This window comes from Brevundimonas sp. (genome assembly GCF_052436175.1).
Taxonomy (GTDB): Bacteria; Pseudomonadota; Alphaproteobacteria; order Caulobacterales; family Caulobacteraceae; genus Brevundimonas.
Map to the genome: position 1 here is coordinate 1 of NZ_JBQVNM010000016.1, position 12098 is coordinate 12098.

At 68.9% G+C, this 12098-nt stretch carries 13 protein-coding genes; 6 read left to right on the top strand and 7 right to left on the bottom strand.

Annotation, left to right across the window (positions count from 1 at the left end; translation table 11 throughout):
• Both ACT6QK_RS05795 and ACT6QK_RS05800 read right to left on the bottom strand, forming a co-directional pair.
• Nucleotides 1-1264, bottom strand: a 1264-nt coding sequence (locus tag ACT6QK_RS05795; protein ID WP_444596911.1) for a DEAD/DEAH box helicase, incomplete at its 3' end; no start/stop codon positions are given.
• Nucleotides 1265-1813: 549 nt separating this feature from the next.
• Nucleotides 1814-2470, bottom strand: a complete 657-nt coding sequence (locus ACT6QK_RS05800) for a DUF1345 domain-containing protein (RefSeq protein ID WP_444596867.1) — start codon at nt 2468-2470, stop codon at nt 1814-1816.
• 145 nt (nt 2471-2615) lie between these two features.
• On the opposite strand from ACT6QK_RS05800, the gene ACT6QK_RS05805 reads away from it, so the two are divergent.
• The 3 genes from ACT6QK_RS05805 to ACT6QK_RS05815 all read left to right on the top strand — a co-directional run bounded on the left by ACT6QK_RS05805 (nt 2616) and on the right by ACT6QK_RS05815 (nt 5707).
• The gene (locus tag ACT6QK_RS05805; RefSeq protein ID WP_444596868.1) at nt 2616-4724 is read left to right on the top strand and encodes a malate synthase G; all 2109 of its coding nucleotides are present in this window, start codon (nt 2616-2618) and stop codon (nt 4722-4724) included.
• Nucleotides 4725-4808: 84 nt separating this feature from the next.
• Nucleotides 4809-5111 carry a hypothetical protein gene (locus ACT6QK_RS05810; protein ID WP_444596869.1) on the top strand — a complete coding sequence of 101 codons (303 nt, stop codon included), beginning with the start codon at nt 4809-4811 and terminating at the stop codon, nt 5109-5111.
• A gap of 62 nt (nt 5112-5173) precedes the next feature.
• The gene (locus ACT6QK_RS05815) at nt 5174-5707 is read left to right on the top strand and encodes a hypothetical protein (RefSeq protein ID WP_444596870.1); all 534 of its coding nucleotides are present in this window, start codon (nt 5174-5176) and stop codon (nt 5705-5707) included.
• On the opposite strand, the gene ACT6QK_RS05820 is transcribed toward ACT6QK_RS05815, so the two are convergent.
• Nucleotides 5700-6257: a TlpA family protein disulfide reductase gene (locus ACT6QK_RS05820; protein ID WP_444596871.1), complete on the bottom strand. Its 558-nt coding sequence runs from the start codon at nt 6255-6257 to the stop codon at nt 5700-5702. The two genes, ACT6QK_RS05815 and ACT6QK_RS05820, sit on opposite strands and share 8 nt — an antisense overlap.
• A 136-nt stretch (nt 6258-6393) precedes the next feature.
• On the opposite strand from ACT6QK_RS05820, the gene argH reads away from it, so the two are divergent.
• The 3 genes from argH (at nt 6394) to lysA (ending at nt 9418) form a co-directional block, all read left to right on the top strand.
• Complete coding sequence (gene argH, locus ACT6QK_RS05825) at nt 6394-7824, top strand: argininosuccinate lyase (protein ID WP_444596872.1); 1431 nt, start codon at nt 6394-6396, stop codon at nt 7822-7824.
• Nucleotides 7821-8060 (top strand): hypothetical protein, encoded by a 240-nt coding sequence (locus ACT6QK_RS05830; RefSeq protein WP_444596873.1) that lies wholly within the window; start codon nt 7821-7823, stop codon nt 8058-8060. Before argH ends, ACT6QK_RS05830 begins: the two co-directional genes overlap by 4 nt.
• 71 nt (nt 8061-8131) lie before the next feature.
• Nucleotides 8132-9418, top strand: coding sequence for a diaminopimelate decarboxylase (lysA, locus tag ACT6QK_RS05835; protein WP_444596874.1), 1287 nt, complete (start codon nt 8132-8134; stop codon nt 9416-9418).
• A gap of 3 nt (nt 9419-9421) precedes the next feature.
• Here the strand turns inward: lysA and ACT6QK_RS05840 are convergent, their stop codons facing one another.
• From ACT6QK_RS05840 to ACT6QK_RS05855, 4 genes are read right to left on the bottom strand one after another with little or no spacing between them, the layout of a single operon-like run.
• Nucleotides 9422-9703 carry a hypothetical protein gene (locus ACT6QK_RS05840; RefSeq protein ID WP_444596875.1) on the bottom strand — a complete coding sequence of 94 codons (282 nt, stop codon included), beginning with the start codon at nt 9701-9703 and terminating at the stop codon, nt 9422-9424.
• Nucleotides 9704-9740: 37 nt separating this feature from the next.
• Complete coding sequence (locus ACT6QK_RS05845; protein ID WP_444596876.1) at nt 9741-10286, bottom strand: phosphoribosyltransferase; 546 nt, start codon at nt 10284-10286, stop codon at nt 9741-9743.
• A gap of 43 nt (nt 10287-10329) precedes the next feature.
• Entirely contained in the window at nt 10330-10998 is a 669-nt protein-coding gene (locus ACT6QK_RS05850; protein WP_444596877.1) for a phytanoyl-CoA dioxygenase family protein, read from the bottom strand.
• 54 nt (nt 10999-11052) lie between these two features.
• Complete coding sequence (locus tag ACT6QK_RS05855) at nt 11053-12036, bottom strand: DUF3426 domain-containing protein (protein ID WP_444596878.1); 984 nt, start codon at nt 12034-12036, stop codon at nt 11053-11055.
• Nucleotides 12037-12098 lie beyond the last annotated feature (62 nt).

The following is a 12098-nucleotide window of genomic DNA, read 5'->3' on the forward strand; positions in this document are numbered from 1 at the left end:
GCTGACCGCCGCCCTCGAGCTTGACGCCGTCGCGGCGCGGGTTGCGACGGCCCCGGCCGCCGTCATTGCGCTCGCCGCCCTCGCGTTCCGGCAGGGTCGCCTTCTTGCCGACGCCCGAGGCCATGATGGAGGCGTCCAACTGGGCCAGCTGGCGGTCGTTGCGGCGGTCGATGGCGGGGATCTTCTGGCGGGTGACCTTCTCGATCTCCTTGAGCAACTTCATCTCGTCGCCGGCGACGAAGCTGACGGCCGAGCCGTCCTTGCCCGCGCGGGCCGTACGGCCGATGCGGTGGACATAGCTTTCCGGCACGTGCGGCAGCTCGAAGTTCACGACGTGGGAGACGCCGTCCACGTCGATGCCGCGCGCGGCGATGTCGGTGGCGACCAGGACGCGCAGCTTGCCCTTCTTGAAGGCCTCGAGCGTGCGTTCGCGCTGGGGCTGGGACTTGTTGCCGTGAATGGCGCCGGCCTCGACGCCACCGGCCTCCAGATAGGCCGCGACCTTGTCGGCGCCGTGCTTGGTCTTGGTGAAGACCAGGCAGCGCTTGTACTCGGGGTCACTGAACATCTCGGTCAGGAGTGCGCGCTTCTTGCCCTGTTCGACCCAGATGATCGACTGGTTGATGCGCTCGACGGTGGTCGATTGCGGCGTGACCTGGACCTTGACCGGGTCTTTCAGCAGTTCGCCGGCCAGCTTGCCGATCTCGCTGGGCATGGTGGCGGAGAAGAAGAGGTTCTGGCGCTTGGCCGGGATGCGGCTGACGATCTGGCGGATCGGCTTGATGAAGCCGAGGTCCAGCATCTGGTCAGCCTCGTCCAGGACGAAGATTTCGCAGGTCGAGAGGTCGAGATTCTTCTGCTGGATATGGTCCAGCAGACGGCCGGGGGCGGCGACGAGGATGTCGAGACCCTGTTGCAGGGCGCGTTCCTGGGCGCCGTATTTCACGCCGCCGAAGATGACCGCGACGCGGAAGCCTAGGTGCTGGCCATAGGCCCTGAAGCTGTCGCCGATCTGGGTGGCCAGTTCGCGGGTCGGCGACAGGACCAGGACGCGGGTCGTGCGCGGCTTGGGCGGAATGCGGTTCTCGGCCAGGCGATGCAGGATCGGCAGGGCGAAGGCGGCCGTCTTGCCGGTGCCGGTCTGGGCGATGCCCAAGAGGTCCCTGCCGGCCATGACATCGGGGATGGCCTTCTGCTGGATCGGGGTGGGGGTGACGTAGCCCGAGGCCTTGAGGGCGGTCATCAGGGCCGGGTTCAGGCCCATGGTGTCGAAGGTGAGTGTGCTCACGGAGGTGTTCTTTCGCGTATGCGGCAGCGCGCAAACAGCCGTGGCTCAATGCCGATAGGGCCGCGCTCCGCCAGTCCCGACGGGGCGCCTGAATGGCGCCTTCGGGGTGGATCGGGCGCCGCCCCGCGTGTCCGGGCAGCGAATGAAACTTGAGGAGCCGGCGGCTGCTACAGTCAGGTCTTCATTGGGAGGAAGACCCACACGCGCTGGAGACGCCGGAGATCGCAGTTGTGCGACGCAGGCCAGATGGGCGCAAATGGCGGCGAAGTCAAGGCGATAGCAATGTGGTGGGCTGTTCCGGCGTCAGTCGCGACGCTCAGCGTCTGTTTCGCTTCTTAATGTATAGAATGATCCACACCGTATTCACCGTCGCCAGAATGACAAAGGCGAACACTCGTCCTTCCCAATGCTGGGAAACAAGGAAAGCCACCAGTCCGCAGCAGGCGTAAATGAAGGCCAGTCCGAGCGCGGGATTCTTGATTTCCATCGGAGAACACATCCCCTCTTTTCGTGGCGTGGAAAGGCTCAGTTGCCGATCAGGCTGATGGCGAAGTTGACGCCGAGCGCCAGGATCACCGTGTTGAAGACGAAGGCTGTCAGGCTGTGCAGGGAGCCGATGCGGCGCAGGCGGCGGTCGGCGATCTGGACGTCGGCGGTCTGGTTGGCGACGCCGATGATGAGGGCGAAATGGATGAAGTCCCAGTAGTCGGGCTCGTCCTCGCCGGGAAACAGCAGCCCGCCGCGATCCTTGCCGTCCTCGGCCGGGGCGTAGAAGGCGTGGGCGTAGTGCTGGGCGAAGATCAGGTGGATGAAGGTCCAGGACAGGACGAGGGTCAGCAGCACGAGCAGGCTGGTGGACCCGGCCTGGGCCTGAGGCGCCGAGGCGGCCTCGCCGATGACCACGGCCACGCTGGCGGCGGCGGCCAGAAGGCTGAGCGGCAGGACGCCTGCCCCGGCGTCATCCAGTTCGGCGGCCCGCGCGCGGATCTGGTCGGTGGAGCGGATGCGCAGAATGCGGATCGCCAGAAGCAGCAGATAGACGGCGACCCCGGCGTTCCAGCCCGCCGCCGCCCGCGTGGGCAGCCGCCAGTCCGGTGGCGTCATCAGGCCGGCGCCGATCACGACGGCCAGGCCGATCAGCAGCGGCAGGTGCAGGCGAAGCGGGCGGGGCAGGGCGGTCATCTGGCGATTGTGATCCGCGCGGGGCCGTGACGCCAGCGGCGATGCGGCGCCGACCGATCCGGCGAAATCGAAGCTTCACATCACCGATCACGTAATGTTACAGGCGAGAGGCGTCCGATCTCCCTCCCTTCCCCGAGGACCTCTCATGACCGCCTATTCGACCCGCGCCGGCCTGTCCGTCGCCGAGCCCCTGTCGGCCTTCATAGAGACGGAGGTGCTTCCGGGTCTGGGGATCGAGGCCGAGGGGTTCTGGGCCGGGTTCGCCGAGGTGTTCGAGCGATTCACGCCGCGCAATCGTGACCTGCTCGCCGTGCGTGACGACCTGCAGGCGAAGATCGACGCCTGGCATCATGCCCGTCGCGGCCAGCCCAACGATCCGGCGGCGACCGAGACCTTCCTGAGGGAGATCGGCTATCTGGTCGATGAGCCCGGCGACTTCACAATCGCGACCGAGAATGTCGACGACGAACTGGCGCGGCTGGCCGGGCCGCAGCTGGTGGTCCCGATCCTCAACGCCCGCTTCCTGCTGAACGCCGCCAATGCGCGCTGGGGCAGCCTGTATGACGCCTTCTACGGCACGGATGCGCTGGGCGACCTGCCGCCGGAAGGGCCCTATGACGCCGCGCGCGGGGCGCGGGTCGTGGCGCGGGCCAAGGCGTTTCTGGACGAGGCGATCCCGCTGGCGAGCGGTTCCTGGGCGGACCTGACCGAGGTTTCGCCGGCCACGGCGCTGAAGGATCCGTCGCAGTTCGTCGGCCATTCGCCCAAGGGCCTGCTGTATCGCAACAACGGCCTGCACATCGGCCTGACCCTCGATCCGACCCATCCGATCGGCCGGACCGATCCGGCCGGGATCGCCGACGTGGTGCTGGAATCGGCGCTGTCGACCATCTGCGATCTGGAGGATTCGGTGGCGGCGGTGGATGCGGACGACAAGGTCGCCGCCTATCGCAACTGGCTGGGGCTGATGAAGGGCGATCTGGTCGAGACCTTCGACAAGGGCGGCAAGACCCTGACCCGGCGGCTGAACCCGGATCGGGACTTCACGGCCCCAGACGGATCGACGGTCACCCTGAAGGGCCGGTCGCTGCTGTTCGTGCGGAACGTCGGCCATCTGATGACCAATCCGGCAGTCCTGTTCGCGGACGGGACCGAGGCGCCGGAGGGGATTCTGGACGCCGTCGTCACCAGTCTGATCGCCCTCTTCGACCTGCGCGGTCTGGGGACGCAGCGGAACAGTCGCACGGGCTCGGTCTATATCGTCAAACCCAAGATGCACGGGCCCGCTGAAGCCGCCTTCACCAACGATCTGTTCGACGCGGTCGAGGATCTGATCGGCGTGCCCCGCCACACGGTCAAGGTCGGAGTGATGGACGAGGAACGGCGCACCTCGGCCAATCTGGCGGCCTGTATCCAGGCGGTGAAGGACCGGATCGTCTTCATCAATACCGGCTTCCTCGACCGCACCGGCGACGAGATCCACACCGCCATGCAGGCCGGGCCGGTGGTCCGCAAGGCGGAGATCAAGAGCTCGAAATGGATCGCGGCCTATGAGGCGCGCAACGTCGGCATCGGCTTGAAGCACGGCCTGTCCGGCCGGGCCCAGATCGGCAAGGGCATGTGGGCCGCGCCCGACCGCATGGCCGAGATGCTGGAGCAGAAGATCGGCCATCCGAAGACCGGCGCCAATACCGCCTGGACGCCGTCGCCGACGGCCGCGACCCTGCACGCGCTGCACTATCACGCCGTCGATGTGTTCGAGGTCCAGAAGGAAGTGGCCCAGCGGCCGATCCCCGGACTGGCCGATCTGCTGACCCCGCCTCTGGCTGAGGGGACCAACTGGTCGGAACAGGACATCGCCGACGAACTGGACAACAACGCCCAGGGCATCCTCGGCTATGTCGTGCGCTGGATCGATCAGGGCGTGGGCTGTTCCAAGGTGCCGGACATTCACGACATCGGCCTGATGGAGGACAGGGCGACGCTGAGGATCAGTTCGCAGCACATCGCCAACTGGCTGCTGCACGGCGTCTGCACGCCCGAACAGGTCGATGCGGCCCTGTTGCGGATGGCGGCAAAGGTGGACGGTCAGAACGCGGGCGACCCCCTTTATCGGCCGATGGCGACCGGTCCGGCGAACAGCGCGGCTTATCAGGCGGCGCGGGATCTGGTGTTCAAAGGCGTTCTGCAGCCGAACGGCTATACCGAGCCCCTGCTGCACGCCTGGCGGCGCAAGGTGAAGGCGGCGGGCTGACGGCCGGACGGTCAGGCTGACGCGCCGCGCAACCCAAGCGTTGCCGGAGCGTTGATCGGGCTGGAAACAACCGGAGTTCGACCCATGTCCGTTCGCATCCCGATGCTTGCCGCCCTGGCTGTCCTGTCGCTGGGCGCGGCAGCCTGCACCGAGGCCGAGACCGAAAAGGCCGAGGCCCACGCCGAAAATGCGGGCGAAACCGCCGAAGAGCTCGCGGCCCGCACCGGCGAAGTCGTCGAGGCCGGCGCCATGAAGGCGGCCCAGGCCGTTGAGACCGGCGCCGGCAAGGTGGCCGACAAGCTGGAGGCCGAACAGGCCGAAGCCGCCGCCGAGGGCAAGGCCGGGGCGATCGACCCCGCCACGGACCAGCGCGTCCCGGCCAACTGACGTCAGGCGTCGTCACTGGTCCTCCGTCTGCATCCATGCTCGGACTGCAGGCGGAGGATGAGATGGCGAAATCGATGAAACGGGCGGCCCTGGTCGCCGGAGCCAAGGCCGCATTGGCGGCCCTTGCGGTCAGCGCCGCGCCCGGCGCCGCGACGGCGCAGACGCCGACGCCGCCGGCCCCAGAGACGGTCAGCCTGATCCAGTCGCGCGGCGGGCCGTCGCGGGCGGCGTCGTGGATCGACATGACGTCGCTGCGCCGGGCGGGCGATCGGGTCACCTATTGGGAGCTGACGACCTTTCTCCCGCGCGAAAGGGCAGGGCAGAGCGGGGCCTATGGCCGCTGGACCCTCAGCGAAACCGACTGCCGCACCGAGATGAACAACAGGCGCGCCGAGGCGGCGATCGACGGCGACGTGCGCTATGGCCCCGTCGAGATCGTCAGCAACGGCATGTTCAGCAACGGCTTCCGGCCCATCGTCTACCCAGAGGGGCTGCAGGTCATGAGGCTGGTCTGCAATGGGACCCGGCCGTTTCCCGGAATGCGTCCGCTGAGGTCCGTCGGCGCCGCCCTGATGATGGCGGGGATGGTCAGGTAGGTTCGGCTAGAAGGGCGTCGATCAGGGCCCTGGCCTCGGGCCCGGACCAGTCGGCGCCGCCGGTCAGGTGGGCGCGGACGCGGCCTTGGCGGTCCAGCACGATCGTCTGGGGCATGGCGCCCTTGCCGGCGAATTCGAACGGCAGGCGGAACTTCGGATCGTTGTAGAAGGGCAGGGGGGCGTGGTCGGCGATGAAGGCGCGGGCGTCCGGAACCTGATCCGGCAGATCGACGCTGACCGGCGCCACCACGACCTGATCGTTGCCGGCATAGGCGGCGGCGAGGGCGGCGAGGGTCGGCATCTCCTCGCGGCAGGGCGCGCACCACATGGCCCAGAGATTGACCACGACCACCCTGCCCTTGAAGGCGTCGAAGCCGATGTCGGCGCCGGCGGCGTCGAGGAAGCGGTAGTCGGTGGCGGTAACGACCTCGGCAGGGGTCTGGAGCTTCGCCATCGCGCCGACGGCGAAGCGGGACAGGCTGCTTTCAGCCGATGGCTGTGGCGCGGGAGGGATGAGCGGGATCTCAAATCCCTCATCCTCGTAGGCCACCTGCTTGATCTCGAACTTGGTAAGACCGAGAGAAACGGATAGCACCAGCGCGGCAACGGCCAGGGCGAGCAGCCCCAGTCCAGAAACCACTGCTATCCGCCACGCGGACCATCTTTTTTTCTTCGGGGGTTCGTCCATGAACGACCACTCCAGTTCATCCGGGGCGACCCAGACCAAGCCTGAGGCTGCAGGTCAAGACATGTGGGGCGGGCGCTTTTCGTCGCGCCCGGCCGACATCATGCAGGCGATCAACGTCTCGATCGGCGTGGACCAGCGTCTGTGGGCCCAGGATCTGGCCGGATCGCGCGCCCATTGCCGCATGCTGATCGCCCAGGGGATCATCGCCGCCGCCGACGGCGAGGCGATCCTGAAGGGGCTGGACACCATCGAGGGCGAGATCACGGGCGGGACCTTCCCGTTCCGTGACGCCTATGAGGACATCCACATGAATGTGGAGGCCCGGCTGTCGGAGCTGATCGGCGAGCCCTCAGGTCGGTTGCACACCGCGCGCAGCCGCAACGACCAGGTGGCGACCGATTTCCGCCTGTGGGTGCGCGACGCCTGCGACCGGTCGGTGCATCAGCTGAAGGCGTTGCAATCGGCCCTGCTGGTCCGGGCTGAGCAGCATGCGGGCGACCTGATGCCCGGGTTTACGCACCTCCAGACCGCCCAACCGGTGACCCTCGGCCATCACCTGATGGCCTATGTCGAGATGTTCGGACGCGACGCGGGCCGGTTCGCCGACGCTCGGGCCCGGATGAACGAGAACCCGTTGGGGGCCGCGGCCCTGGCCGGGTCGCCCTTCCCAATCGACCGTCATGCGACGGCGGCGGCGCTGGGCTTCGATCGGCCGATGGGCAATTCGCTGGACGCCGTGTCGGATCGCGACTTCGCCCTGGAAAGTCTGGCGGCCGCCTCGATCACCGCCGGCCACCTGTCGCGGCTAGGCGAGGAGATCGTGGTCTGGATGACGCCGATGTTCGGTTTCGCCGCCCTGCCCGACGACCTGACGACCGGCTCTTCGATCATGCCGCAGAAGCGCAACCCGGATGCGGCCGAGCTGGTACGGGCCAAGACCGGGCGGATCCTCGGCGCCTTCGTCGCCCTGTCGACCGTGATGAAGGGCCTGCCTCTGGCCTATTCCAAGGACATGCAGGAGGACAAGCCGCCGGTGTTCGAGGCCTTCGACGCCCTCGACCTGGCCCTGACGGCGATGACCGCCATGGTCTCGGCCCTGATCCCGAACACCCAGAAGATGGCGGCGGCGGCGGGCGCGGGCTTCTCGACCGCCACCGATCTGGCCGACTGGCTGGTGCGCGAGCTGAACCTGCCGTTCCGCAAGGCGCACCATGTGACCGGTGCGGCGGTGAAGATGGCCGAGGCGAAGGGCGTCGGTCTCGCGGAATTGTCACTGGAAGACTTGCAGACGCTGGAACCCGGCGTCACCGAAGCCGTCTATAAGGTGCTCACCCCCGAAGCCTCCTGCGCCAGCCGCCAGAGCTTCGGAGGGACCGCGCCGGAACAGGTCCGAGCGCGGATCGCCGACTGGAAGGCCCGACTGAAATGAACAAGCTGATCCTTCTGGGCGGCATCGCGCTCATCGCCCTCTCCACCGCCGCCTGCGGCAAGATGGCCGACCTCGAGGCGCCGCCCGCGCGCGAGACGGAACGGGCCCAGCGCGACCGCTGGGCGCCCAAGCTGGCGGACCCGGCGACCATCAACCGCCCGTCCACCCAGGTGCCGATCGACGGCGGCCCGTCCAATCCGCTGGGCAGCCCGGCGGCGGGGCGGGATCCGCAGTAAGTCGCCGCGAGGGTGACGGAACGGGGGCCTTCGGCTAACGAGACGAAACCGTCTCTCCCCGGACCTTCGCCATGCACCATTTCGCTTCAAAGGACGGCGTCCTTCACGCCGAGGACGTGTCTCTGGCCGCCTTGGCGGACGAGGTCGGCACGCCCGTCTATGTCTATTCGACCGCCACCCTGACGCGGCATTATGGCCTGCTGGCCGAGGCGGTGGCGGCGCACAGGAACGCATTGGGGGACGCGCTGATCGCCTTCGCGGTGAAGGCCAACTCCAACCTGTCGGTGCTGGCGACCCTGGCGAGGCTGGGCGCGGGGGCCGACACCGTGTCCGAGGGCGAGATCCGAAGGGCGTTGAAGGCGGGCGTTCCGGCCGGAAAGATCATCTTCTCCGGCGTCGGCAAGACGGACGCCGAGCTGGCCTATGCCGTCGGCGTCGGGGTGCGACAGATCAATGTCGAGAGCCCGGCCGAGCTGGACCGGCTGATCGCCGTGGCGGAACGCGCCGGCGCGGTTCCCGACATCGCCATACGGGTCAATCCCAAGATCGGCGCCGGGGGTCACGCCAAGATCACCACGGGCGGCGAGGGCGACAAGTTCGGCGTCCCGGCCGACGAGGCGATGGACCTCTACGCCCGGGCCGCCGCCAGTCCGTATGTGAACCCGGTGGGACTGGCCTGCCACATCGGCAGCCAGATCACCGACCTGACCCCGCTGGAGGCCGCGTTCCAGCTGTTGCGGTCGATGACCGAGACCCTGCGCGGGCGGGGGCTGGAGGTGACGCGGCTGGACCTCGGCGGCGGGCTGGGCGTCCCCTATGCGGGCGGGGCGCCCACGGCCTCGATCGAGGACTATGTGGCCATGACGGCCCGGGTGCTGGACGGGCTGGGCGTCGAAGCCGCGTTCGAGCCGGGCCGGTTGCTGGCCGCCAACGCCGGGGTGCTTCTGTCACGCGTGATCCAGGTCACCGAACGCGAGGACGGGCGGCGTTTTCTGGTCGTGGATGCGGCCATGAACGACCTGATCCGCCCGGCCATGTACGACGCCTTCCATGAGGTCGTGGCCGTCAGTCCGCGCGCGGCGGGCGGCGACAACAACCCGACCGTCTATGACATCGTGGGCCCGATCTGCGAGACCGGCGACACCTTCGCGCGCGACCGCGATTTGCCGCCGCTGCAGACGGGCGATCTGGTGGTCTTCACCGGCGCCGGAGCCTACGGCGCAGTGATGTCGAGCGAATACAACACCCGGCCCCTGGTCCCCGAGGTCATGGTGGACGGCGCCCGCATGGCCGTCATCCGCCCGCGCCCGACCTATGAGGAGATGCTGGCGCGCGAGCCGCTGGCGGACTGGCTGTAGGGCTTATTTCTTGGCCGGTGCGGGCGCGTAAACCACGCGGCAGTCACCCTCGAGGGTCGTGAACCGGCCGTTGGCGGCGTCCACGAAGGAGATGCGGCCGCCCTCGTCGTATTCGACCTTTCCGGTGGAGCGGCCGGCGAAATTTTGCGTGCCGTAGGTCCAGCAGGTGATCTCGGCCGGGCGATCCGACCATTTCACATCATTGCGGGCCCGGCGGCTGTCGGTGCAGGCCGATAGGGCGGGGATGGCGACGAGGGCGATCAGGGTCAGGGACGAGGTGCGCATGGGCTGATCCTGCGGGAGGCGGCGCCGCGAGACAAGCTCAATCCAGGGCGCAGATGTCCGGCAGGCCGCGCAGGGTACCGGCGTTGTCGAGGCCGTAGCCGACCAGGAAGCGGTTGGGCGCCTCCCAGCCGACGAAGTCGGGTTCGGGCGCGCGGGGCAGGGGCCAGGGCTTCTTGGCGAAGACGCAGGTGAGCACCTCCGACGCGCCCGCCTCCCTGGCGATCCGCACCGCCTCGGCCAGGGACAGGCCGGTGTCGAACACGTCGTCGAGGATCAGGACCCGACGACCGGCGATCGGGCGCTGGAAGGGCGCGTAGACGTCGATCTTTCCCCGGCTGGTCTTCTCGTCGCCGTAGGAGGCCAGCCACAGGGCGTCGAAGCGGACGTTGCGGCCGACGCGCGACAGGGCGCGGGTCAGGTCGGCGGCGAACCACAGTCCCCCGGTCAGCAGCACCGCCGCCACGGTCTCGTCGTCGATGACTGGGGCGATCCGGGCGGCGAGATCGGCGACGACACGCGCCACCTCGGCTTCGCTGAGCAGAACGGTTGGAGTGGCGGCGGTGGAGGAGGGTGCGTCGGCCATGGATCCAGTCGTTAACGCGCCGTCGGGGCCGCTGTCGAGCGGTTCAGGCGCGCGGGACGAACATCTCGCGGGTGTCCATGCGGACGCTGCGAAGGCTGCGCGTGGCGTCCTGTCCCCCGCGTTGGCTTTCAGGCATGAAACTGACCAGCAGCGAGCGACGGCGCGCGCCCGAGCGGTTCAGGCCGGCGCCATGGAGCAGGTCGGCGTCGAACACCAGGATGTCGCCCGCCTCCCCGGACTGGATCAGGGCCAGGGCTTCGTCCGGTTCGCCACTGTCGAGATGACGGGGCACGACGCGGGTGGCGCCGTTGTCCGGGCCATAGGGGTCAAGGAAGACCATGGCGGCGACGGCGTTCGTGCCCACCCCGTCGCGGTGCAGAGGCTGGTGACCACAGCCCGGCAGGGGCTCGCGGCCCTCGACCTGGCTGAGAAAGAAGGGGCCGCCGAGCAGCTGGGCCGCCACCGCGAGCAGGGCCGGCAGACGACAGGTGCGCTGGACGACAGGATCGAGATCGACGAGGGCGTGTCGCCAGCCCGGGCCTCTCGGCGGGGACCACAGGTGGTTCGAGCCGACGTCGAAGGCGTCTCGCAGGCCCTGACGCCAAGGTTCGGGCACCGCGCCGCGCAGCAGCAGATAACCGTCGCGCTCCAGTGCGGCGGCCAGGACGGTCTCCAGCTTATCGACCCGGGTGGCCGTCGCGAGGGCGTTCATGAGACCAGTAGAGCCGGGCTCTGTCTCGCCGACAAGGCTACGAGCGATCGGCGCTCAATGATGCGCGGCTGCGGCCTTGGCCGGTGCCGGCGGATGGTCCGCTTGAGCGGGCGTCTCGGCGACGGGGTGGGCGTCCACCGGGCCCGGCGGCGCCGAAACGCCGAGGTCGCCGATGGCGGGGCGCAGACCGCCCTCCTCCGGATGGGCCACAATCGGGGCCGGGGCGCTGTGCGGGTCGCCGTGTCCGGCGGCGGGCGCGGCATGGGCGTCGGCGGGCGCGGGCCCGTCTTCTGCGCCGTGAGACGCCTTCTTCGGCTCAGGCTTGACGAACTGGACGTCGACCCCGGCGGCGCGGGCGCCCGGGTCGGGCATGACGACGGCGAAACCCTGGAGCTTGCCGGGCAGGACGGGGGCGGCGCGTATCGGCACGATGCGGTGTTCGATCTCGGCGCCGTGGGCGTCCAGCAGGGCGACGCGGACGGCAGGCGCGATCACCTCCTTCTCGCGGATGTTGCGCAGGGCGCCGGAGACGACGACCTGACCCGGATCGTTGCGCAGGGGGCGGGCGCCGACGGCCTCGAACTGCAGGCCGACGATATTGACCGGTGATCCCACGGCGGCGTAGGCGGCGGCGGCGCGGGGCCAGAGCTCGACCACTTCGACCCGGAACAGCCAGGCGGAGGCCAGGATGCCGGCGAAGACGCTGGCCAGGCCGGCCCAGACGGCGCCGTGGGCGGCGGCGCGGCGCAGACGGCGGGTCTGTTCGGCGCGGGCGCGGAAGGCCTTGGGCAGCTCCTCGGCCGGCGCCTCGGCCAGGGCTTCGGGCGGCAGGCCGGCGAGGTGATGGGTCGCGGCAGTCTCGATCTGGGCGATGTCGGACGCCGCTTCCGGCGGGGTGGACAGATCAAGGGGTTCGTCGTCGCGCCGGGCCAGCCAGACATGGCTGCACGACTTGCAGCGCACCTTGCGGCCGTCGGCGCCGATGGCGTCATCGGGGACGAAATAGCCGGTGGCGCAGGACGGGCAGGTCAGTATCATGTCGTCTGACTGTGAGGCTTGATCCGCCCCCTCCTGTCGCGGCGCTTTCGCCCCGGTCCCGC